Origin of the sequence: Citrobacter sp. wls718 (genome assembly GCF_005280945.1) — a bacterium.
GTDB classification, from domain to species: domain Bacteria; phylum Pseudomonadota; class Gammaproteobacteria; order Enterobacterales; family Enterobacteriaceae; genus Citrobacter; species Citrobacter gillenii.
In genome coordinates this window covers 26537-49760 of sequence record NZ_SZWV01000100.1, presented here as the reverse complement: position 1 = coordinate 49760, position 23224 = coordinate 26537, and the positions used below count along the sequence as shown (strand labels likewise).

Here is a 23224-nt window from a genome sequence, read left to right as displayed (position 1 = left end):
CTCTCCGCTACTGCGCTTTACGCGAACGCGTTTTTTTCTGCGGGGTCACGGTGGTGACCTCGCTCTCCACCCAGCCGTCTTCCAGCCGCGTGGTGATGAGATCGCCGGCTTTCACCTGCTTGACCTTTTTCAACACGCCGCCGCCGGTGGCGGTAGAAACGCTATATCCGCGTGCCAATGTTGCCAGCGGGCTGACGGCTTCCAGATGGGTAACGGTATTCCCGAAACGTTCTCGTTGCTCGCTAAGCCGTGCACGAATATTTTCCACCAGCCGATATTCCAGTTGCTGAATACGCGTTTGTGCACGATGAATACGTGGCTGCGGGTTTTGCTGGTTCAGACGATGCAGTATGCGCTGCTGGCGCTGGTTGGCCTGTTTGATTTGGTTTTCCAGCGCAAAGCTCATCCGCTGACGAAGTCGTTCCAGCGTAGTTTGCTGACGCGCCAGACGTAGCTGAGGGTGTTGCTGTTGCAGACGGTGGAAAGTCTGCGTGAAGCGACGACTGCGGTTGGCGAGGTAGTAGTCCATCGCCATGCCCAGACGCTGCTGAACGGACTGAATCTGGCGTAATAATTCCTGCTGATTGCGGCTAACAATCTCTGCGGCTGCAGACGGTGTAGGCGCGCGCAGGTCGCCGACAAAATCAGCGATGGTGACATCGGTTTCATGACCGACGGCGCTGACCACCGGAATGCGGCTGGCGAAAATAGCCCGCGCCACGCGTTCGTCGTTAAAGCTCCACAGATCTTCCAGCGAACCGCCGCCACGACCAACGATTAACACATCACACTCGTTACGGGCGTTCGCCAGTTCGATGGCGCGAACGATTTGCCCCGGTGCATCGTCACCCTGTACCGCTGTCGGGTAGATAATCACCGGCAGGGAAGGGTCGCGACGTTTGAGTACGTGGAGAATATCGTGCAGCGCCGCCCCGGTTTTTGAGGTGATCACCCCGACACAATGAGCCGGCGTTGGGAGCGATTGTTTACACTGCTGATCGAACAATCCTTCGGCCTGCAGTTTGGCTTTGAGCTGTTCATACTTCTGCTGCAATAAACCTTCACCCGCTGGCTGCATGCTTTCGACGATGATTTGATAATCACCGCGCGGTTCGTACAGCGTAATATTGGCACGTACCAGCACTTGTTGTCCGTGCTGCGGACGGAACGTGACGCGGCGGTTGCTGTTGCGAAACATCGCGCAGCGTACCTGGGCGGTATCGTCTTTTAAGGTGAAGTACCAATGACCGGAAGAGGGCTGGGTAAAGTTAGAAATCTCGCCGCTGATCCACACTTGCCCCATCTCTTGCTCGAGCAGCAGGCGCACCGTCTGGTTAAGGCGACTTACGGTAAAAATTGAAGAGGTTTGAGAGGATAACATGTGAGCGGGATCAAATTCTAAATCAGCAGGTTATTCAATCGATAGTAACCCGCCTACCGGGGATCGCAAGGTTTTTTTGCAAAAAAGTGTGGATGCAATCGGTTACGCTCTGTATAATGCCACGGCAATATTTATTAACCAATCTGGTCGAGATATTGCCCATGCTACGTATTGCCAAAGAAGCCCTGACGTTTGACGACGTCCTCCTCGTTCCCGCTCATTCTACCGTTCTGCCGAATACTGCTGACCTCAGCACGCAGTTGACGAAAACGATTCGTCTGAACATTCCTATGCTCTCCGCAGCCATGGATACTGTGACTGAAGCGCGCCTTGCCATTGCTCTGGCACAGGAAGGTGGCATCGGTTTTATCCACAAAAACATGTCTATTGAACGTCAGGCGGAAGAAGTTCGCCGCGTGAAGAAACACGAATCTGGCGTGGTTACTGACCCACAGACCGTGCTGCCGACTACCACCCTTCGTGAAGTAAAAGAACTGACCGAGCGTAACGGTTTTGCGGGCTACCCGGTAGTGACAGAAGATAACGAGCTGGTGGGTATCATCACCGGTCGTGACGTGCGTTTTGTGACCGACCTCAGCCAGCCGGTTAGCGTATACATGACGCCGAAAGAGCGTCTGGTGACCGTACGTGAAGGCGAAGCGCGTGAAGTTGTGCTGGCAAAAATGCACGAAAAACGCGTTGAGAAAGCGCTGGTCGTTGATGACGGCTTCCATCTGCGCGGCATGATCACCGTAAAAGACTTCCAGAAAGCTGAGCGTAAACCTAACGCTTGTAAAGACGAGCATGGTCGTCTGCGCGTTGGCGCTGCAGTCGGTGCGGGTGCGGGTAATGAAGAGCGCGTTGACGCGCTGGTTGCTGCCGGCGTTGACGTGCTGCTGATTGACTCCTCTCATGGCCATTCTGAAGGCGTATTGCAGCGTATCCGTGATACCCGTGCGAAATACCCGGATCTGCAAATCATCGGTGGTAACGTTGCAACGGGCGCTGGTGCTCGTGCGCTGGCTGAAGCCGGTTGCAGTGCGGTGAAAGTGGGTATCGGCCCTGGTTCCATCTGTACGACCCGTATCGTTACCGGTGTGGGTGTTCCACAGATCACTGCCGTTTCTGACGCGGTTGAAGCGCTGGAAGGTACGGGTATTCCGGTTATCGCTGACGGCGGTATTCGTTTCTCTGGCGACATCGCGAAAGCGATCGCGGCAGGTGCGGCGGCGGTAATGGTGGGCTCTATGCTGGCCGGTACCGAAGAATCTCCGGGTGAAATTGAACTGTACCAGGGGCGTTCTTATAAATCCTACCGTGGTATGGGTTCTCTGGGCGCGATGTCCAAAGGCTCTTCTGACCGTTACTTCCAGAGCGATAACGCCGCTGACAAATTGGTACCGGAAGGTATCGAAGGCCGCGTGGCCTATAAGGGTCGCCTGAAAGAGATCATTCACCAGCAGATGGGCGGCCTGCGCTCCTGTATGGGTTTGACCGGCTGTGGTACTATCGACGCGCTGCGAACGAAAGCAGAGTTTGTACGCATCAGCGGTGCGGGTATTCAGGAAAGTCACGTTCACGACGTGACCATTACCAAAGAGTCCCCTAACTACCGTATGGGCTCCTGATCAGTTTCCGCGCCCGGCTTCTATGCCGGGCGAATTTGTTTCACTTGCCTCGGAATTAGCGTCAATGACAGACAATATTCATAAACATCGCATTCTCATCCTCGATTTCGGATCGCAGTACACGCAACTGGTGGCACGTCGCGTACGTGAGCTGGGCGTCTACTGTGAGCTGTGGGCATGGGATGTTACGGAAGCACAAATTCGCGAATTCAACCCAAGCGGTATTATTCTTTCCGGTGGCCCGGAAAGCACCACCGAAGCGAACAGCCCGCGTGCACCAGAGTACGTCTTCAATGCAGGCGTACCAGTATTCGGCGTCTGCTATGGTATGCAGACCATGGCGATGCAGTTGGGTGGCCATGTTGAAGGGTCTCACGAGCGTGAATTCGGCTACGCACAGGTTGAAGTTCAGACCGACAGCGCACTGATCCGTGGCATCGAAGATTCACTGACCGCAGATGGCAAACCGTTGCTGGATGTGTGGATGAGCCATGGCGACAAAGTTACCGCTATCCCGGAAGGCTTTGTCACCGTTGCCAGCACCGAAAGCTGCCCGTTTGCCATTATGGCGCACGAAGAAAAACGTTTCTACGGCGTGCAGTTCCACCCGGAAGTAACCCACACCCGTCAGGGCCTGCGTATGCTGGAGCGCTTTGTGCGTGACATCTGCCAGTGTGAAGCGCTGTGGACACCGGCAAAAATCATCGATGACGCCGTTGCCCGTATTCGCGAGCAGGTTGGTGACGATAAAGTGATCCTCGGCCTGTCCGGCGGCGTTGACTCTTCCGTAACTGCCATGTTGCTGCACCGTGCTATCGGTAAAAATCTGACCTGCGTCTTTGTTGATAACGGGCTACTGCGCCTGAACGAAGCAGAGCAGGTTATGGATATGTTCGGCGACCACTTCGGTCTGAACATCATTCACGTTAAAGGCGAACAGCGTTTCCTCGACGCGCTGAAAGGCGAGAACGACCCAGAAGCGAAACGTAAAATTATCGGTCGCGTGTTCGTTGAAGTGTTTGACGAAGAAGCGTTGAAACTGCAGGACGTGAAGTGGCTGGCGCAAGGCACCATCTACCCAGACGTGATTGAATCTGCCGCGTCTGCAACCGGTAAAGCACACGTCATCAAATCTCACCACAACGTCGGCGGCCTGCCAAAGGAGATGAAGATGGGTCTGGTTGAACCGCTGCGTGAGCTGTTCAAAGACGAAGTGCGTAAAATTGGTCTGGAGCTGGGCCTACCGTATGACATGCTGTACCGTCACCCGTTCCCGGGTCCAGGCTTAGGCGTGCGCGTGCTGGGCGAAGTGAAGAAAGAGTACTGCGACCTGCTGCGTCGTGCGGACGCTATCTTCATCGAAGAGCTGCACAAAGCTGACCTGTACAACAAAGTGAGCCAGGCGTTCACCGTGTTCTTGCCGGTTCGTTCCGTTGGTGTAATGGGTGATGGCCGTAAGTATGACTGGGTCGTTTCCCTGCGTGCTGTTGAAACTATCGACTTTATGACCGCTCACTGGGCGCACCTGCCGTATGACTTCCTGGGCCGCGTGTCCAACCGTATCATCAACGAAGTGAACGGTATTTCCCGCGTGGTGTATGACATCAGCGGTAAACCACCAGCGACGATTGAGTGGGAATAATAACCTTCCACTTTGCCTGATTTTACTCTGGCTATTCGCACAAACACCCTCTGTCTTTACAGAGGGTGTTTTATTTTTGCAGTCAATCGACCAGTTGTAGCTGCGGCTGTGATTGTGATGGGACGTTCTGAACACGGATATCCATCTGCGGATAAGGCAAGTCGATATGGTTGGCATCCATCGCTTCTTTGATGTTTTCCAGTAGATCGTAATACGTGTTCCAGTATTCGCCGTTACGCACCCAAACGCGAACGTAGAAGTTAAGCGATGAGGCGGCAAGTTCGCCCAGACGCACGGTTACGCCGCGACTCTGATCAACGCGTTTATCCTGCTCGATGATATGAGTAATGACGCGTTTCACTTCTGCAATCCGACTCTGATAGCCAACGCCAATCACCAGGTCGATACGACGAAACGGGTGGCGAGAGTAGTTAATAATATTGTCAGAGATGATTTTACCGTTAGGGATCACCACCTCTTTGCTATCAGCGGTGAGTAGGGTCGTTGAGAAAAGATGCACTTTTTCGACTGTCCCGGTGACTGCACCAATTTGTACGATCTCGCCGGCGCGAAATGGACGCAGGGAGACCAGCAGCACGCCAGCCGCAAAGTTGGACAGCGATCCCTGTAGCGCCAGACCGACGGCCAGCCCGGCGGCACCAATGATGGCAATAATGGATGACGTTTCAATGCCGATACGGCCCAAAGCCGCAACGACAAAAAATGCCAGGATGATGTAGCGGACTAACGCAGTGAAGAACTGGATAATGGTGATATCAACTTTACGCTTTAACAGCAGTTTCTCCAGTCCGCGAGAAAGCAACCGTGAGACGAACTTGCCGATAAACAGTAAAATCACGGCGGCAACAATGTTCCATCCAAATTGAATAACTGCATCGCTGTGCCCAGTGATCCACTCTAGACCGCTTCGTATTTTCGGAAATAATGTAAAACCCTGCATCGTATTACCCTGTCGAATGTATAAAAATAAAAAGGCTCATATAAATATTCAATTACATTTGATATATAAATGTGCACGCCAGTTATATTAATTAACACTATTGGTTAGTGGCTATTTGAGCTGTATTTGCGTTTATTATGTCCAATAAACAGAAACATAGAAAATCAGCGTGAATAGTGTGGTGATGAGGAGCGAAAAGATAGTGTAATTGTGCGGAAATCAAAATTGATTGGCTGGGGTGACGTGTGGCGTTATAAAAATAGTGACAGGAGGGAACACAAATCCCTTACCGGATGGTTAACTGTCAGACGATTAGCCATCCGGTAAGGAATCTTGAGGCGTAGAGCTTTAAGCGGTCTTTAAGCGATTAATGTTTATCGATTTGAACAGGGGAAGTCTGTTGCGACAGGCTGCTCTGTTGGGATTCTTTCTTGTTCTGATGGTGGTGCCACGCACCGATAGCAGAGTAGACGAAGCGTCCAAAGAAGAAGAGGAAGCTGATAAGCAGTACGATCCGGATCATGCGACTGTTAAATCGGTGTCGTTTTCGTAGGCTGGTAACCTGGCTCACAAAGGGTTCCTTAAAGTGTACCCAACAATGGGCGATGCTTACATTAAGGCACACTGTGAGGGAATGGTCAATTCATCATTATGTAAAAATGCATCAGTTGTTTTATCTTCTTATGTTATGAAAGATAATTTTATTATTTGCATTAATAATGAATTAACGATAACAAAAGAGGAAAAAGGTAATAAATGATTAATGGGTCCTGTTTTCCTTGATATATGTCAAACGCCCTATTCAGGTGATAACTAAAATTGATGAGTCACTATGATGTGTTGTACATCATTGTTTTAAAGTCAGGTGGGATACCTGTCTGAATACCCCTTCAGGATGTGAGGGACTCTACTGAGCATCTATGAAAATCAATAAAAAGTATATTGTTATTAGAGACCAATGGTGGGCATTACCTCTCATCTTACCCTCCCTGTTGTTGCCTTTACTGAGTTGTGTGAACACCTACGCGCATATTAGTACGGGGAACGTCGTTCTTTTTTATCTACCTTTAGTGCTGATGATTAGCCTGATGCTCTTTTTTGGCTGGGGCGCATTACCGGGAATTATCATTGCGATCAGCTGGTATAAACTCCCACAGGTTGGCGTGTTTGAAACAGTGTCAATCATTGCACACTTTGTCGTAACGATTGTTCTCAGTTGGGGTGGATATCGGGTGTTTGCCCCCCGACGGAACAACGTGGCTCACGGTGACTCGCATCTGATGTTTCAGCGTATATTTTGGCAGGTTTTCTGTCCGGCAACGCTGTTCCTGGTACTCTTTCAGTTTGCCGCGTTTGTTGGCGTGTATGCGAGCAAATCAAGGATGATGGGCGTCATGCCTTTCAATACCGGCACATTGATCAATTATCAGGCCTTACTGACGGGAAACCTTGTGGGTATTCCGCTATGTTATTTTATCATTCGGGCAATACGGAACCCTTTTCACCTGCGCGGCTATTTTTCTCAGTTAAAACAGCAGTTTGATAATAAAGTCTCGAAAACGGAGTTTGCAGCGTGGTTGATAGTATTGACGACGTTGATGACGCTGTTGTGTATGCCGTTAAATGAAAATAGCTCGATTTTCAGTACGAATTATACCTTATCCCTGTTATTGCCCGTCATGCTGTGGGGGCAATGCGTTACGGCTATCGACTTATTTCACTGATGTGGGCGGTCATACTCATTACGGGAATACATCATTATCAGAGCTACATGCCCTGGTACTCAGGCTACGATACGCAGTTGGCGATCACCTCGTCGAGCTATCTTGTTTTCTCCTTTATCGTGAATTACATCGCCGTGCTGGCAACGCGTCAGAGAGCCGTTACCCGACGTACATATCGTCTGGCGTATTTTGATCCTATGGTGCATCTTCCAAATCTACGCGCATTGAACCGGGAGGTGAAGAAGTCGCCCTGGTCCGTGCTCTGTTTCTTGCGGATCCCTGGCATGGAACCGCTGGTCAAAAATTATGGGATCATGCTACGTATCCAGTACAAGCAAAGAATCGCTCACTGGATAGCGCCCTTTCTGGAACAGGATGAGTACGTCTTTCAGTTATCGGGTAATGACCTTGTCCTGCGGTTTAACACCGAGTCCCACCAGCAGCGCATTGAGGCATTGGATCAGCACATCAAGCAATTCCGCTTTGTCTGGGATGGTATGCCTTTACAGCCACAGGTGGGGATCAGTTATTGCTATGTTCGCTCTCCGGTTAATCATATCTACCTGTTATTGGGCGAACTTAGCACCATTGCCGAACTTTCCCTTGCCACCAATACGCCTGAAAATTTGCAACGTCGTGGTGCCATGCACCTGCAGCGGGACCTGAAAGATAAAGTGGCGATGATGAATCGGCTACAGCAGGCGCTGGAGCACAACCGCTTTTTCCTGATGGCACAGCCCATTTATGGTGTGCGTGGCGATGTGTACCATGAAATCCTGCTGCGTTTGAAAGGGGATGACGATGAAATCGTTACGCCGGATTGTTTCTTACCCGTCGCGCATGAGTTCGGTTTGTCCTCCAGCATCGATCTGTGGGTGATTGAAAACACGTTGAAATTTATGGCTCAGAATCGGGAGAGAATGCCAGCCCGTCGCTTTGCTATTAATTTGTCGCCTACCTCGGTGTGTCGCGCCCGACTTCCGACCGATATCGCGCAATTGCTGGTGAAATATAAGATTGAAGCCTGGCAACTGGTCTTTGAGGTAACGGAAAGCAATGCCTTAACCAATGCCGAGCAAGCGCAGGCAACGCTGCTGCAATTGCAGTTACTTGGCTGTCAGATAGCGATTGATGATTTTGGCACCGGCTATGCCAGCTATGCGCGACTGAAAAATGTGAACGCCGATATCCTGAAAATTGACGGCAGCTTTATTCGCAATATTGTTTCGAATAGCCTCGACTACCAAATTGTGGCATCGATTTGTCACCTGGCGCGAATGAAAAGAATGATGGTGGTGGCGGAGTATGTCGAAAGCGAAGAAATACGCAGCGCGGTGGTTTCTTTAGGAATTGATTATATGCAGGGCTATCTGATCGGTAAACCGCAGCCGCTGCATGAGATTTTGCAAGAACAGGTGCCAGAAACTCTGGCACCTGTAGAAGCGTTATGCGGCGATATTGGGTGAGCGTTCTTCTTCAATTTTAAGCCGCCAGCCCGTTACGGCTTCCCAGTATTGCTGCTCTTTTTCCAGATCGAGTAAAACGAGCGCGTTCTGGCTGAACCAGTCATGCGGGAAGCGCAATGTCCAGTGGTTCTCGTCGGTGATAAGCGTCAGCGTCGGCGGCGTGGTCGTCGCCTGGCGCTGGTTGTTCAGCAAGACACCCAGACGTAGCAGCTGGATAAGCGGCAGGAACTGTTTCTTCTTAAACAACGCAAAGCGTGGCAGATCGTCCAGCTTAACGGCTTTGCGATGGTAGCGAACCAATGTCGCCATCATCAACTGCTGTTCCTGGTTAAAACCCGGTAGGTCACTGTTTTGCAGAATGTAAGCCGAGTGGCGGTGCAGGCCACTGTGGTTGATGTTCAATCCCACTTCATGCAGCATGGCGGCCCATCTGAGTAATGCTTCCAGCTGCGGGTTCGCCAGCTTAGGCTGCTGCGCATGCCACTGCTCATACATTTGCATAGTGGTTTCCAGCACGCGGCGCGCCTGTTCGCTGTCGATGTTGTACTGGTTTGCCAGGCTGCTGGCAGTACGGCTACGTACGTCCTGATGGCGGAAGCGACCTTCCATTTCATACAGTACGCCTTCCCGAAGCGCACCATCAGAAAGGCGCAGCTCACGTATTGCCAGCGCATCAAAAACGCCGCACAGGATAGCCAGTCCGGGGACAAAAACCGCTTTCCGCTCCTCGGACAGCCCTGGCATACTGAGTGCTGAAAAAGAGGTGTGCTTCAGGACTTCACTGGTCAGCATTTCCAGGCGTTCGGGGGTAATAAAGCCATCTTTTTCACCCATCTCCAGCAGCACCTCGTGCGCCGCTTTAATGGTGCCTGAGGCACCCAGCGCCACGTTCCAACCCTGAATTCGAAACTGCCAGGTTAAGGTTTCCAGTTTTTGCGCTGCCGCCATGCGGGCGCGCTGGAAGTTTTCCCGAGTGATAATGCCGCCCGGGAAATACATCTGGGCAAAGCTGACGCAGCCCATCCGACGGCTCTCGACCAGTTTAGGCTCGAAATCTTCACCGATCACCAGTTCAGTAGAACCGCCGCCGATGTCTATCACCAGCTTACGGCCTTTCTCCGGCTGCGTATGTTCCACGCCCATAAAAATCAGTCGGGCTTCTTCGTTACCGGAAATAATTTCGATCGGGTAGGGGATGACCTTTTCTGCGCGCTTGAGAAAATCAGGGGCATTTAGCGCCTGACGCAGCGTATGGGTCCCCACAATACAGACGCTTGATGGGGGGAAGCCCTGCAGTCGTTCCGCGAACAATGACAAACAGCTTAATCCACGCTCCATGGCTTCTTCGCTCAGCTTATTGTCTTCGCCGAGTCCATCCGCCAGATGTACGCGTTGTTTTAGTCGCCCTATAATTTGCATCGCTCCGTCAACTACGCGGGCAATAACCATATGGAAACTGTTTGAACCCAGGTCGACCGCAGCAAATTCCTGCGGTCGTGGTGACTTGTCGTGTATTGGCATAGCGTTTATCCGTCATACTTCAAGTTGTGTATGTGTTGGCTGCATTCGTTCACCCCAGTCACTTACTGGCGTAAGTTCCCGGGTATTCTCTCATTTGCCGCCTTCCCACAACTTGAATTATTTAGGCTAGTGTCAGGTTGCTCGAGTGATTTGATGTAGTCATAAATCGCCAACTGCGACTGAACCTTACGGCGGTTTCCACGTGGCACGTAGCGATTACTCAGTTCTTTATCAATGTAACGGGCTTTTACCGTATCGCTGAACAGGATCTCGATAATATCCAGCACGCGCTGCTTGAGGTGTGGATCCAGCAGCGGCGTGGCGACTTCGATACGATAATCGATGTTTCTTGTCATCCAGTCCGCCGAGGACAGGTATACCTGTTTATCGCCGCCATTCTCGAAGATATAGACCCGGTCATGTTCAAGATAGCGGTCAACGATGCTAATCACGCGAATATTATCACTGATGCCTTCCAGATTCGGGATCAGGGAGCACATTCCGCGGATCAGCAAATTAACCGGTACGCCCGAACTGGACGCCGCATAGAGACGATCAACGAGGCCCTTATCGACCAGGTTGTTCAGTTTTAGCGTAATGCCGGAAGTGCGCCCCTGCTGTGCATTGGCGATCTCTTTGTCGATCATCGCGTACAGCAGACGTCGCGAGTTCTGCGGGGAAACCAATAGATAATCAAAGGTCACCGGACGATACGGGTTTTCGATAAAGTTGAACACCCGACGCACTTCGTTGGTAATGCGCGAATCGGCGGTCAGTAAAGAGTAGTCAGTATACAGTCGCGCCGTTTTTTCGTTGAAGTTCCCGGTCCCGATATGGGCGTAGCGCACCACCTCGTCGCCTTCTTTACGTGAGATAAGGAACAGCTTGGCGTGAATTTTCAGTCCCGGTGCTGAGAAGATGACGTGCACGCCGGCTTCGGTCAGACGCTTGGCCCAATGAATGTTGGCTTCTTCATCAAAGCGCGCCTGTAACTCGACGACCACGGTCACTTTCTTACTGTTGTGGGCCGCATGGATCATTGCGTCGATGATGCGGGAGTCTTTTGCCACGCGGTAGATATTGATCTTTATAGCCAGCACGCTCGGGTCAAACGAGGCCTGGCGCAGCAGTTCAAGGACGTGCTCAAAAGTATGATACGGATAATAGAGCAGCACATCGCGTTCGCGGATGGCATCAAATCCGTTGCGGAACTTTTCGTTATCAAACCAGATATGGCGCAGGCGAGGCAGCGGCTTGTTCACCAGATTGGCTTTGCCAACGTTGGGGAAATTAATAAAGTCTTTAAAGTTATGGTAACGCCCGCCGGGGACGATCGAATCGTAGCGAGAGATCGTCAGTTTTTCACGCAGGATTTCGACCAGCGCATTGGGCATATCACGCTGATAGACAAAGCGCACAGGCTCTGCGGTCAGACGTTGCTTCAGGCTGGACGACATCAGCTCCATCAGGCTGGATTCCATCTCGTGAACCAAATCGTATTCAGCGTCGCGGGTCATTTTCATCGAATAGGCATTCAGCGTATCGTAATCAAAGAACCCTTTGAAAATGTCATCAAGGCAATAACGCAGGATGTTGTCTAGCAGGATCATGGGCTTGCGACGACGGGGCGTTTCCGGCGGCAGATTTACAAAGCGGGGAACCTTGTCAGACGGAATTTCCAGTAGCGCATAGCGAATGGTATCACCACGGATGATCTCTACGGCCAGATAGGTATAGTCGTCCTTCAGAAACTGGACTAAATCTGTCTCGCGGTTAATCAGGATCGGCGTAATGTGCTGGCGAAGATATTGCTTGAAGTAATGACGCAACCAGCTCTGCTGATTGGCTGACAGTTGGCGCTCATTGATTAAGAATATCTGATTGCGCGCCATCTCCAGCAGTAATTCATTGTACAGGCCATCGAACTCCTGATCGGCTTTCAGTACGCGGGCCTGGATTTTGCCTAACAGATGGCGGGAGTGAGAGTTAGAACCCTGCTCTTCGCTAATAATGATGCGGCGTTTTAGTTCGGCAAAACGAACTTTATAAAACTCGTCGAGGTTATTGGAATAGATGCCCAGAAAACGCATCCGTTCAATCAACGGGTTTGACTTATCAGCAGCTTCCTGCAGGACGCGTTCGTTGAACGCTAACCAACTAAGCTCTTTCTCGATGTATAGCTTTTCCTGACCCATTAATACTTTTACTCCGTTTCATTCACGGGACACTACGTGATCATTATGGCGAGCACGACTGGCATGTGCCAGAAAAAATGAGGGGAATTGCAGGATGTAGGCCGGATAAGACGCTTTAGCGTCACCATCCGGCATAAAAGCCCACATGAGTGCCGGATGGTGGTGTGAATGCCTTATCCGACCTACGAGGCTGGGAGGCTATTTTATGCTTCGTCGGCTGCGTAGCCTTGTGGTGGAAGGCGAATGCCGTCCAGCCAGGCTGCGTTATCGCGCATTTGCAGACGACCATCGACAAACCAACCGACCACCAGCGGATAGATGGCATGTTCCTGGGCCTGAACGCGTGCCGTCACATCATCTTCGCTGTCGCCGTCAAACACCGGCACTTTCGCCTGCAGAATAACCGGCCCACCGTCCAGTTCGTCAGTGACAAAATGAACGGAGGTTCCGTGTTCTTCATCACCGTTTTCCAGCACCTGACGATGTGTATGCAGGCCGGGATATTTAGGCAACAGAGAAGGGTGGATATTCAGCAAACGTTCGGCATAGTGGGCGACAAACGCCGGGCTGAGGATACGCATATACCCGGCCAGTACCACGACGTCCGGCGCATAGGCATCGATCTCTTGTATTAGCTGGCGATCAAAGGCTTCACGGCTGGCAAACTGGCTTGCCTCCAGCGAATGAGCCGGAATGCCTGCTTCGCGTGCACGTTCAAGGCCGAACGCGTCGGCCTTATTACTGAATACTGCACGTAGGGTGCCCTTGATTTTTTTCTGTTTGCAGGCGTCAATGATCGCCTGCAAATTGCTTCCGTTACCGGAAATGAGCACCACTATATTTTTCATTCAATGACCACACGCTGTTCGGAATCGGACGCTTTGATGATACCGATTCTCCACGCGTTTTCACCTTTTTCGTTCAGCAGCGCAAGAGCATTGTCCACTTCAGCTTCTGGCAGAGCGATAACCATGCCTACGCCGCAGTTGAAGGTGCGATACATCTCGTGCTGACTGACGTTACCCGCTGTTTGCAGCCAGTTAAAGACGGCTGGCCATTGCCAGGAGGATTCATCGATTACGGCCTGGGTGTTGTCAGGCAAGACGCGAGGGATATTTTCCCAGAAACCGCCGCCGGTCAGGTGGGCAATTGCGTGCACGTCAACCTTCTCAATCAGCTCCAGAATGGATTTCACATAAATGCGGGTAGGCGCCAGCAGATGATCGGCCAGTGATTTGCCTTCCAGTTCGGTTGTTTCAGGGTCACAGCCGCTGACTTCGACAATTTTACGCACCAGGGAATAACCATTGGAATGCGGGCCGCTGGAGCCAAGCGCAATCAGCACATCGCCATCAGCCACTTTTGAGCCGTCGATGATTTCTGATTTCTCAACCACGCCTACGCAGAAACCGGCCACATCGTAATCTTCACCGTGATACATCCCCGGCATTTCAGCGGTTTCACCCCCGACCAGCGCACAGCCGGACTGCAGGCAACCTTCGGCAATACCGGCGATCACGCTGGCAGCGGTATCGACGTCCAGCTTACCCGTGGCATAGTAGTCGAGGAAAAACAGCGGTTCAGCGCCCTGTACCACGAGGTCGTTGACGCACATCGCCACCAGGTCAATACCGATGGTGTCGTGGCGCTTCAGATCCATCGCCAGACGCAGTTTTGTACCTACGCCGTCAGTGCCGGAAACCAGTACCGGTTCACGATATTTTTGCGGCAATGCGCACAGCGCACCGAAGCCACCCAGACCACCCATAACTTCCGGGCGACGGGTTTTCTTTACTACGCCTTTGATTCGATCGACCAGAGCATTCCCTGCGTCAATATCAACACCGGCATCTTTGTAGCTAAGAGAGGTTTTATCGGTCACTGCCTGGTTCCCCACGTGTTTACTTGCAGTAAAAGTTAAATTCGGCGCAATTCTAACAGGGAAAGCAAACGTTTGCGAGTCTGCTCTGCATCGGCTTTTTTCTGCCGTTTTTTTCAGCGATTTACATTCACATACGTCTTTATTTGACCTGAGCCACGAAAATGAAACCGGGTTCAGCCTGGTGCTTGAAACCGGATGACGTAATGCACAGTATCTTACTGAAACCGGTTTCTGTTTTTATCAGCAGTGATGAAATTAACGGTGACCACACGTCAAAAGGAAGGGTCATTAATGAATATCGCAGCATTCGATATTGGTGGTACGGCATTAAAAATGGGCGTGATTAGCGAACAGGGCGAATTGCGGGAAAAGGGCAAGCTGTCAGTGCCTGACTGCGATGGAGACAAAATTTTGCAGGGCATGCTGGACTGGGTTTCAGCCCATCCTGACTGCGAGGGCATCGCCATTAGCGCACCGGGTTATGTCAATCCGACTACCGGCTATATCGAAATGGGCGGAGCGATTCGCCAGTTTGACCATTTTGCCCTCAAAGCATGGCTGGAAGAGCGTACCGGGTTGCCGGTGACGGTTGAAAATGATGCGAACTGTGTCGCGCTTGCTGAGCGTTGGCAGGGGAAAGTAGCCGGTATCGAAAATTTCCTTGTTCTGACCATCGGGACGGGGATTGGCGGGGCGATTTTCTGCAACAACCAACTGGTGCATGGCGCGCGTTTTCGTGCTGGTGAATTTGGTTATATGCAAACCGCCCGACCCGGAACACGTGATGTCAGACGCTATTCGATGAATGAAAATTGCACCCTGCGCGTTTTACGTCATCGCTATGCGGAACATATTGGGAGCGCACTGGAAGCCGTCTCGGGCGAAGATGTTTTTGATCGCTACGACGATGGAGACCCTGTCTGCCAGCGTTTAGTCACTGAGTTTTTTAACGACCTCGGCACGGGTCTTTATAACCTCGTTAATGTGTTCGATCCGCAGGTGATATTCATCGGTGGCGGCATTGTTGAACGCCCTGGATTCCTGTCGCTGTTGCGTCATCATTTGGCCTGGTTCGGTATTGCGGAATATATCGATATCGTCAGCCACGGCAACGACGCCGGGTTGTACGGTGCCGTTTACCATTTCAATCAGCAAAACAGAACGGTATAGGAGCTAACATGTCTGGATTTAAAGCAAATTTCATGTGGGGGGGCGCGGTTGCTGCTCACCAACTGGAAGGTGGCTGGCAGGAAGGGGGAAAGGGGATTAGCGTTGCTGATGTGATGACGGCGGGGGCAAATGGTGTCGCTCGCGAAATTACCGATGGCGTGCTACCAGGGAAAAATTATCCCAACCATGAGGCTATTGATTTTTACCATCGCTACCAGGACGACATTAAGCTGTTTGCCGAAATAGGGTTTACCTGCTTTCGCACGTCAATTGCCTGGACCCGTATTTTCCCACAGGGTGATGAAACGCAGCCAAATGAAGCTGGCCTGCAATTCTATGACGATCTGTTCGATGAATGCCTGAAATACGGTATTGAGCCGGTGGTTACGCTGTCGCATTTTGAGATGCCGTACCATCTGGTGAAGGAATATGGCGGCTGGCGTAATCGTAAGTTGATTGATTTCTTTGTCCGTTTTGCCGAGGTGGTCTTCACCCGCTTCCAGCATAAAGTGAAGTACTGGATGACGTTCAATGAGATCAACAATCAGGCTAACTTCCACGAAGATTTTGCACCGTTTACCAACTCCGGCTTGAAGTACCAGTCAGGCGAGGACCGAGAGCCGGTAATGTATCAGGCTGCACACTACGAACTGGTGGCGAGTGCACTGGCGGTAAAAGTGGCGCGTGAGATTAATCCCACGCTGCAAATTGGCTGCATGATTGCCATGTGCCCGATTTACCCGCTGACCTGTGCGCCTGACGATATAATGATGGCGATGAACGCCATGCATCGCCGTTACTGGTTTACCGATGTCCATGTGCGTGGCAAATATCCGCAGCATATTCTCAACTACTTTGAACGTCGGGGATTTGAGCTGGATATTACCGAGGAGGACCGTCAGGCGCTGACTCAGGGCTGTGTTGACTATATTGGTTTCAGTTATTACATGTCCTTTGCTACGCAGGCTTCAGCGGAGAATCCGCAACTGGATTATGACGAAACGAAAAGCCTGGTCTCCAACCCCTATGTGCAAAAATCGGACTGGGGCTGGCAGATTGATCCGGTCGGCCTGCGCTACTCGCTAAACTGGTTCTGGGATCATTATCAACTCCCGCTGTTTATCGTAGAAAACGGATTTGGTGCCATCGATATGCTGGAAAGCGATGGGACGGTGAACGATCAGTACCGCATTGACTACCTGGCGGCCCACATCAGTGAGATGAAAAAAGCCGTGGTGGAAGATGGCGTCGATTTAATGGGCTATACGCCGTGGGGGTGTATTGATTTAGTGTCCGCCGGGACGGGCGAAATGAAAAAACGCTATGGTTTTATCTACGTCGATAAAAATAATGACGGTAGTGGGACATTAGCACGCTCGCCTAAGAAATCTTTTTCATGGTACCAGCACGTCATTCAGACCAATGCTGAATTTTTATAGAATTCAATGGATTGATGCTCGGCCCCGCCCAGCGTGCGGGGCGTGTCTTATACTCATTTTTCAGACGTAAATGACTTTGGTTGATCCATATCAAGCGTATGCAGTGTTGCGCCAGAGAGGAAAAGCGGTATAATCCGGCGATTTTTTTTGTGGTTGCCACTCGTCTGAGGAAAGGAGAAGAGTATGAAGATCGTGGAAGTCAAACACCCACTCGTCAAACACAAGCTGGGATTGATGCGTGAAAACGACATCAGCACTAAACGCTTTCGTGAACTCGCCTCGGAAGTTGGCAGCCTGCTGACTTATGAAGCAACCGCTGGTCTGGAAACCGAAAAGGTGACCATTGAAGGCTGGAACGGCCCGGTTGAAGTCGACCAAATCAAAGGGAAAAAAATCACCGTTGTGCCAATCCTGCGTGCGGGCCTGGGTATGATGGAAGGCGTACTGGAAAACGTCCCGAGCGCGCGTATCAGCGTGGTGGGCATGTACCGTAACGAAGAGACGCTGGAGCCGGTACCGTACTTCCAGAAACTGGTGTCTAACATTGACGAGCGCATGGCGCTGATCGTTGACCCGATGCTGGCCACCGGTGGTTCCGTTATTGCTACCATCGACCTGCTGAAAAACGCGGGCTGCAGCAGCATTAAAGTGCTGGTGCTGGTTGCTGCGCCAGAAGGTATCGCTGCGCTGGAAAAAGCGCACCCGGATGTTGAGCTGTATACCGCATCTATCGACCAGGGGCTGAACGAGCACGGATACATTATTCCGGGACTCGGCGATGCCGGCGATAAGATTTTTGGTACCAAGTAAATGAATAAATAAAAAGAAGCCGACTTTAAGAGTCGGCTTTTTTTTGAATAAAACAACCCATCGCTACTCAAACACAATACTCAGAGGAAAACACTATGACGCGCCGTGCTATCGGGGTGAGTGAAAGACCGCCGCTTTTACAGACAATCCCGCTTAGTTTGCAGCACCTGTTCGCCATGTTTGGCGCCACGGTACTGGTGCCAGTCCTGTTTCATATCAACCCGGCCACCGTCCTGCTGTTTAACGGCATTGGTACGCTGCTGTATCTCTTTATCTGTAAGGGGAAAATCCCAGCGTATCTGGGGTCCAGCTTTGCCTTTATCTCTCCGGTACTGCTGCTACTGCCGTTAGGGTATGAAGTGGCGCTCGGCGGTTTTATCATGTGTGGCGTGCTGTTCTGTCTGGTTTCTTTCATCGTGAAGAAAGCAGGTACCGGTTGGCTGGATGTGATGTTCCCGCCTGCGGCTATGGGCGCAATCGTTGCCGTCATCGGCCTTGAGCTGGCGGGTGTTGCTGCGGGGATGGCAGGCTTGCTGCCAGCTGAAGGACAAATGCCGGATTCTAAAACCATTATCATTTCGATGGTGACGCTGGGCGTAACGGTATTTGGTTCGGTACTGTTCCGCGGCTTTATGGCGATTATCCCGATTCTGATTGGTGTGCTGGCGGGTTATGCGCTCTCGTTCGTGATGGGCGTTGTGGATACCACACCCATTGCCGAAGCCCACTGGTTTGCTCTGCCGACCTTCTACACGCCGCGTTTTGAATGGGTGGCTATTCTGACCATCCTGCCTGCGGCGCTGGTGGTGATTGCCGAACACGTAGGACACCTGGTGGTGACCGCCAATATCGTGAAGAAAGATTTAATTCGCGATCCCGGCTTGCACCGTTCGATGTTCGCCAATGGCCTGTCGACGGTGATCTCCGGCTTCTTTGGTTCCACGCCTAACACCACTTATGGTGAGAACATCGGCGTCATGGCCATTACCCGCGTGTACAGTACCTGGGTCATTGGCGGGGCGGCAATTTTTGCTATTCTGCTTTCATGTGTGGGCAAACTGGCCGCCGCGATTCAGATAATCCCGCTGCCGGTTATGGGCGGTGTCTCACTGCTGTTGTACGGGGTGATTGGTGCGTCCGGTATCCGCGTGTTGATCGAATCAAAAGTTGATTACAACAAAGCACAAAACCTGATCCTGACCTCGGTGATTCTGATCATCGGCGTGAGCGGTGCGAAGGTTCACATTGGTGCGGCTGAGCTGAAAGGCATGGCGCTGGCGACCATTGTCGGCGTTGCCCTGAGCCTGATCTTCAAAGTGATTAGCTTGCTGCGTCCGGAAGAAGTTGTCCTTGACGCTGAAGATGCTGACAGACCGCAACACTAAGTCTCTGACCGGGCGGCATCGCTGCCCGGTTCTATCGCGACGTATTTCTGTGGTAAACTCAACGCGATTTTATGAAATCCTGGGTTGAGGTATCTCTGAACACACCGGCACAGCTCTCTTTGCCACTTTATCTTCCTGACGATGAAACCTTCGCAAGTTTCTGGCCGGGGGATAACTCCTCTTTACTGGCCGCGCTGCAAAACGTGCTGCGTCAGGAACATAGCGGGTATATCTATCTCTGGTCGCGTGAAGGCGCGGGCCGTAGTCATTTGCTGCACGCAGCCTGTGCCGAGCTTTCTCAGCGCGGGGATGCCGTCGGCTATGTCCCGCTGGATAAGCGTACGTGGTTCGTACCGGAAGTGCTTGATGGCATGGAACATCTCTCGCTGGTGTGCATTGATAACATTGAATGCGTGGCCGGGGATTCCCTGTGGGAAATGGCGATCTTCGATCTCTACAACCGCATTCTGGAATCAGGCAAAACGCGCCTGCTGATCACTGGCGATCGTCCACCAAGACAGCTTAATCTCGGGCTGCCGGATCTGGCTTCTCGTCTGGACTGGGGGCAAATCTACAAACTTCAGCCGCTCTCGGATGAAGATAAGCTTCAGGCATTGCAATTACGCGCCAGATTGCGCGGATTCGAACTGCCGGAGGACGTGGGCCGCTTCCTGCTAAAGCGTCTGGATCGCGAAATGCGCACGTTGTTTATGACCCTGGATGAGCTGGATCATGCGTCGATCACCGCTCAGCGCAAGCTGACCATTCCGTTCGTCAAAGAGATTCTGAAGCTGTAAGCACCGCAGCCGAAAAGACTGCGGTGCATCACATTAGCCGACGATATCCAGCACCTGCTCCGGCGGACGCCCAATTCGCGCTTGACCGTTGGCCACCACAATCGGACGTTCCATCAGTTTCGGGTTTTCCACCATCGCCTGAATCAGCGCCTCTTCACTCAGAGTCTCGTCCGCCAGGTTGAGCGATTTATAGAGATCTTCTTTCTGGCGCATCAGCTCACGCGCGCTGGACATGCCCAGCATCTGCAGCAGATTACGCAAAGTTGCTGCGTCTGCGGGAGTGTCGAGATACAGCACTACTTCCGGCTCCACGCCGTTGGACTTCAGTAATTCCAGTGTCTCACGGCTCTTTGAGCAACGTGGGTTATGGTAGATTTTAATCGCGTCTGACATGACTTCTCCTTGCATAGCAAAACTGCCGGATGGCGGATAAGACGCAACAGCGTCACCATCCGGCAAGTATTCAATAGTTACATCTTCGTGTACGGTTTAAAGCGCTCTTGCAGCTGGCGTAGCTGGTCAATACGGGCATCGTACCTTGCCTGCTGCTGGCTTCCCAGCTTCACCTGTGAACTTGCGCTGCTGAGCATAGAAATGGCCTGGTCAAGACGTCCCGCCAGCGCATAGCCTTCTGCGCGCGCTGCCAGTTCCTGATCGCGGTTATTCAGCGTTGCTTCCGTTTGTGCTAACAGATCCCAGCCATTGCCGTCATCCTTATGATTAAACGTATAACGATTCAGGATGGTAGCGGCCTCTTTGGCCTGACCGGCCTGTAAATAGGCATTCGCCAGGTTAAGCTGCAATACCGGATTAACGCGCAGGTCGCGGGCGTTTTTCAGGCGATTAATTGCATCGCCGGTTTTCTTCTGACCGAGATCGATATCGGTCGCCAGGTCGAGATACCAGGCATTGTTCGGATCGGCAGACAGCAGCGGCTGTAGCGCTTTACGCGCCTCGTCGTATTTACTGTCTTCCATTGCTTGTAACGCGCGGCCATATTGCGCCGCCCGTTGCTCGCGGACGTTGCCTTTTGCCCAGTTATCCAGCAGGTCGCTGCTCAACTGGTTGCGACCCGAGTTATACATGCCGAGGGTTCGCGCTTTTGCCAGGTAAAAATCTTCCGAGGATTGCACCACCGTCGGTCGCATCTGGTTAGCACGGTTACGCGCATCCGCCAGACGGCTTTCTGGCAGGGGGTGTGTCAGCAGAATTTCAGGCGGGCGCGTGGAATAGCGCGCCTGGTCGAGCAGTTTTTCCAGAAACGTCGGCATGGCCTGCGGATCAAATCCTGAGCGTTGCAGGACCTGAATACCGATACGGTCCGCTTCCTGTTCATTTTGCTGCGTAAAGCTGATCATCCCCTGACGGGTGCCGGCCAGCGTACCGGTCAGTGCTGCCATCCCCGCCTGCGGACTGGCCATCGCCAACAGAATAGAACCCAGAGCCCCCACCCAGGTCAGCGGGGCAGAGCGCTTTTGGTCTTCCATGGCGCGCGCCAGGTGGCGCTGCGTGACGTGAGAAATTTCGTGCGCCATCACCGACGCCAGCTGGCTTTCGTTATCGGAATAGCGGAAAAGCGCAGAGTGCAGCACAACGTTGCCGCCAAAGAAGGCAAAGGCGTTTATTTCATCGTTATTAATCAAAAAGAAATGGAAGGGGGTTTTGACGGAGTCCGCGTGTGAGACCAGACGCATCCCCAGAGAATTAATGTATTGGGTCAGCAAAGGGTCGTTAATTAACGGCGCACTGCCGCGCAGCTGGCGTACGTAATAGTCACCCATCTGCATTTCCTGCCCGATGGAAAGCGTGCTCCCTGCTGAGGTTCCCATATCCGGTAGGGTGTCCGCAGTGTCAGCAAATGCGGGCGCGACCTGACCGATGGCCAGTGCAGCAATGAGGGTAGCAACCAGGTTTTTTTTCAACTGCCTGAACATAACCTCTGTCCTGTATTCTTTTTTGAGATAGCCATTTGACCCATGCTGTGAAGTATCGTTCACCCTCAGACAGCTTTGGGAGTGTAACTGCGAAATTCGACGATGAACACCCAGGAAAAATGTCTTTTCACTTTGCGTAAACCGCTATAAAAAGCGAAGTCTTTTTTGTGACATTTCGATACAATTCGGGATCGCAATCCCGCTATTGAGGTTCATGGAAGGGTTTTATGCTCGAAATGTTGATGCAATGGTATCGCCGCCGCTTTAGCGACCCTGAGGCTATTGCCTTGCTGATTATTCTGGTTGCCGGTTTTGGCATCCTTTTCTTCTTTAGTGGGCTGTTAGCGCCGCTGCTGGTTGCCATTGTGCTGGCCTATCTGCTGGAATGGCCCACCGTGCGGCTGGAAAATATCGGCTGTTCAAGGCGTTGGGCGACATCCATTGTACTGGTGGTGTTCGTCGGTATTCTGCTGCTGATGGCGTTTGTGGTAATGCCGGTCGCGTGGCAGCAGGGGATCTACCTGATTCGTGATATGCCCGGCATGCTTAACAAGCTGTCTGATTTTGCCGCTACCTTGCCGCGACGGTATCCGGCGCTGATGGATGCCGGCATCATTGATGCGATGGCAGAGAATATGCGCGCGCGAATGCTCAATATGGGTGATTCCGTGGTGAAATATTCGCTGGCTTCGCTGGTCGGATTGCTGACGCTGGCGGTATATCTGGTTCTCGTTCCGCTAATGGTGTTCTTCCTGGTGAAAGACAAAAGCCAGATGCTGAATGCCGTACGTCGGGTACTTCCGCGTAATCGTGGACTGGCCGGGCAGGTCTGGAAAGAGATGAACCAGCAAATCACCAACTATATTCGCGGCAAAGTGCTGGAAATGGTGGTGGTAGGCGTCGCCACCTGGCTGGGCTTCCTGCTGTTTGGCCTCAACTACTCCTTGCTGCTGGCTGTACTGGTCGGTTTTTCAGTCCTGATCCCGTATATCGGTGCCTTCGTGGTGACCATCCCGGTGGTGGGCGTGGCGCTGTTCCAGTTTGGTCTCGGGACCGAGTTCTGGAGCTGCTTTGCCGTGTACCTGATCATTCAGGCGCTGGACGGCAATCTGTTGGTTCCAGTACTGTTTTCCGAAGCCGTAAACCTGCATCCACTGGTGATTATTCTGTCGGTGGTGATTTTTGGCGGGCTGTGGGGATTCTGGGGTGTATTCTTTGCTATTCCGCTGGCGACGTTAATCAAAGCAGTCGTCCATGCCTGGCCGGATGGTCAGACGATTGACGAGTCA

General features: G+C 52.0%; 16 protein-coding genes and 2 pseudogenes. 9 read left to right on the top strand and 9 right to left on the bottom strand.

Annotated elements, in window-relative coordinates:
- Positions 1 to 7: 7 nt before the first annotated feature.
- Positions 8 to 1381 (bottom strand): exodeoxyribonuclease VII large subunit, encoded by a 1374-nt coding sequence (gene xseA, locus FDW95_RS18690; RefSeq protein WP_115257793.1) that lies wholly within the window; start codon positions 1379 to 1381, stop codon positions 8 to 10.
- Positions 1382 to 1542: 161 nt separating this feature from the next.
- Between xseA and guaB the strand changes: the two genes are divergently transcribed.
- Together guaB and guaA are read left to right on the top strand one after the other, a co-directional pair.
- Complete coding sequence (gene guaB, locus FDW95_RS18685; protein WP_115257794.1) at positions 1543 to 3009, top strand: IMP dehydrogenase; 1467 nt, start codon at positions 1543 to 1545, stop codon at positions 3007 to 3009.
- A 64-nt stretch (positions 3010 to 3073) separates the two neighbouring features.
- Positions 3074 to 4651: a glutamine-hydrolyzing GMP synthase gene (gene guaA, locus FDW95_RS18680; RefSeq protein ID WP_096759358.1), complete on the top strand. Its 1578-nt coding sequence runs from the start codon at positions 3074 to 3076 to the stop codon at positions 4649 to 4651.
- 82 nt (positions 4652 to 4733) lie between these two features.
- Here guaA and mscS read toward each other — a convergent pair whose 3' ends face one another.
- On the bottom strand, positions 4734 to 5612 hold the full coding sequence (mscS, locus tag FDW95_RS18675; protein ID WP_096756182.1) for a small-conductance mechanosensitive channel MscS: 879 nt from the start codon (positions 5610 to 5612) through the stop codon (positions 4734 to 4736).
- Positions 5613 to 5979: 367 nt separating this feature from the next.
- Positions 5980 to 6183, bottom strand: a complete 204-nt coding sequence (locus FDW95_RS18670) for a YfgG family protein (protein WP_115257795.1) — start codon at positions 6181 to 6183, stop codon at positions 5980 to 5982.
- 349 nt (positions 6184 to 6532) lie between these two features.
- On the opposite strand from FDW95_RS18670, the pseudogene FDW95_RS18665 reads away from it, so the two are divergent.
- Positions 6533 to 8802: pseudogene (locus tag FDW95_RS18665) on the top strand (sensor domain-containing phosphodiesterase).
- On the opposite strand, the gene ppx reads toward FDW95_RS18665, so the two are convergent.
- From ppx to purM, 4 genes and pseudogenes are all read right to left on the bottom strand, one after another.
- The gene (gene ppx / locus FDW95_RS18660) at positions 8782 to 10323 is read right to left on the bottom strand and encodes an exopolyphosphatase (RefSeq protein WP_115257796.1); all 1542 of its coding nucleotides are present in this window, start codon (positions 10321 to 10323) and stop codon (positions 8782 to 8784) included. The pseudogene FDW95_RS18665 and the gene ppx sit on opposite strands and share 21 nt — an antisense overlap.
- A 131-nt stretch (positions 10324 to 10454) precedes the next feature.
- Positions 10455 to 12518: pseudogene (gene ppk1 / locus FDW95_RS18655) on the bottom strand (polyphosphate kinase 1); the annotation flags it as partial.
- A 203-nt stretch (positions 12519 to 12721) separates the two neighbouring features.
- Entirely contained in the window at positions 12722 to 13366 is a 645-nt protein-coding gene (purN, locus tag FDW95_RS18650) for a phosphoribosylglycinamide formyltransferase (protein ID WP_096756186.1), read from the bottom strand.
- Positions 13363 to 14400 carry a phosphoribosylformylglycinamidine cyclo-ligase gene (gene purM / locus FDW95_RS18645; protein ID WP_096759359.1) on the bottom strand — a complete coding sequence of 346 codons (1038 nt, stop codon included), beginning with the start codon at positions 14398 to 14400 and terminating at the stop codon, positions 13363 to 13365. The genes purN and purM overlap by 4 nt, the downstream gene beginning before the upstream one ends.
- 291 nt (positions 14401 to 14691) lie before the next feature.
- Here purM and bglK point away from each other — a divergent pair, with 291 nt between their 5' ends.
- The 5 genes from bglK (at position 14692) to FDW95_RS18620 (ending at position 20001) form a co-directional block, all read left to right on the top strand.
- Positions 14692 to 15570 carry a beta-glucoside kinase BglK gene (gene bglK, locus FDW95_RS18640; protein ID WP_115257797.1) on the top strand — a complete coding sequence of 293 codons (879 nt, stop codon included), beginning with the start codon at positions 14692 to 14694 and terminating at the stop codon, positions 15568 to 15570.
- A gap of 8 nt (positions 15571 to 15578) precedes the next feature.
- Positions 15579 to 17009: a 6-phospho-beta-glucosidase gene (locus FDW95_RS18635; RefSeq protein WP_115257798.1), complete on the top strand. Its 1431-nt coding sequence runs from the start codon at positions 15579 to 15581 to the stop codon at positions 17007 to 17009.
- 183 nt (positions 17010 to 17192) lie between these two features.
- A complete protein-coding gene (gene upp / locus FDW95_RS18630) occupies positions 17193 to 17819 on the top strand; it encodes a uracil phosphoribosyltransferase (protein WP_096756189.1) in 627 nt (208 codons plus the stop codon).
- Positions 17820 to 17914: 95 nt separating this feature from the next.
- A complete protein-coding gene (uraA, locus tag FDW95_RS18625) occupies positions 17915 to 19204 on the top strand; it encodes a uracil permease (protein ID WP_096756190.1) in 1290 nt (429 codons plus the stop codon).
- 95 nt (positions 19205 to 19299) lie between these two features.
- On the top strand, positions 19300 to 20001 hold the full coding sequence (locus FDW95_RS18620; protein WP_212726261.1) for a DnaA inactivator Hda: 702 nt from the start codon (positions 19300 to 19302) through the stop codon (positions 19999 to 20001).
- Positions 20002 to 20034: 33 nt separating this feature from the next.
- Here FDW95_RS18620 and arsC read toward each other — a convergent pair whose 3' ends face one another.
- Positions 20035 to 20394 (bottom strand): arsenate reductase (glutaredoxin), encoded by a 360-nt coding sequence (gene arsC / locus FDW95_RS18615; protein WP_096756192.1) that lies wholly within the window; start codon positions 20392 to 20394, stop codon positions 20035 to 20037.
- Between the two features lie 77 nt (positions 20395 to 20471).
- Complete coding sequence (gene bepA / locus FDW95_RS18610; RefSeq protein WP_115257799.1) at positions 20472 to 21935, bottom strand: beta-barrel assembly-enhancing protease; 1464 nt, start codon at positions 21933 to 21935, stop codon at positions 20472 to 20474.
- Between the two features lie 227 nt (positions 21936 to 22162).
- Between bepA and FDW95_RS18605 the strand changes: the two genes are divergently transcribed.
- Positions 22163 to 23224 (top strand): AI-2E family transporter (locus FDW95_RS18605; protein WP_096756194.1); only part of this gene is annotated, 1062 nt, incomplete at its 3' end.

Coding starts and splice junctions, on each gene's coding strand:
- xseA (WP_115257793.1), bottom strand. CDS start 1,381: ATGTTATCCTCTCAAACCTCTTCAATTTTTACCGTAAGTCGCCTTAAC.
- guaB (WP_115257794.1), top strand. CDS start 1,543: ATGCTACGTATTGCCAAAGAAGCCCTGACGTTTGACGACGTCCTCCTC.
- guaA (WP_096759358.1), top strand. CDS start 3,074: ATGACAGACAATATTCATAAACATCGCATTCTCATCCTCGATTTCGGA.
- mscS (WP_096756182.1), bottom strand. CDS start 5,612: ATGCAGGGTTTTACATTATTTCCGAAAATACGAAGCGGTCTAGAGTGG.
- ppx (WP_115257796.1), bottom strand. CDS start 10,323: ATGCCAATACACGACAAGTCACCACGACCGCAGGAATTTGCTGCGGTC.
- purN (WP_096756186.1), bottom strand. CDS start 13,366: ATGAAAAATATAGTGGTGCTCATTTCCGGTAACGGAAGCAATTTGCAG.
- bglK (WP_115257797.1), top strand. CDS start 14,692: ATGAATATCGCAGCATTCGATATTGGTGGTACGGCATTAAAAATGGGC.
- FDW95_RS18635 (WP_115257798.1), top strand. CDS start 15,579: ATGTCTGGATTTAAAGCAAATTTCATGTGGGGGGGCGCGGTTGCTGCT.
- upp (WP_096756189.1), top strand. CDS start 17,193: ATGAAGATCGTGGAAGTCAAACACCCACTCGTCAAACACAAGCTGGGA.
- uraA (WP_096756190.1), top strand. CDS start 17,915: ATGACGCGCCGTGCTATCGGGGTGAGTGAAAGACCGCCGCTTTTACAG.
- arsC (WP_096756192.1), bottom strand. CDS start 20,394: ATGTCAGACGCGATTAAAATCTACCATAACCCACGTTGCTCAAAGAGC.
- bepA (WP_115257799.1), bottom strand. CDS start 21,935: ATGTTCAGGCAGTTGAAAAAAAACCTGGTTGCTACCCTCATTGCTGCA.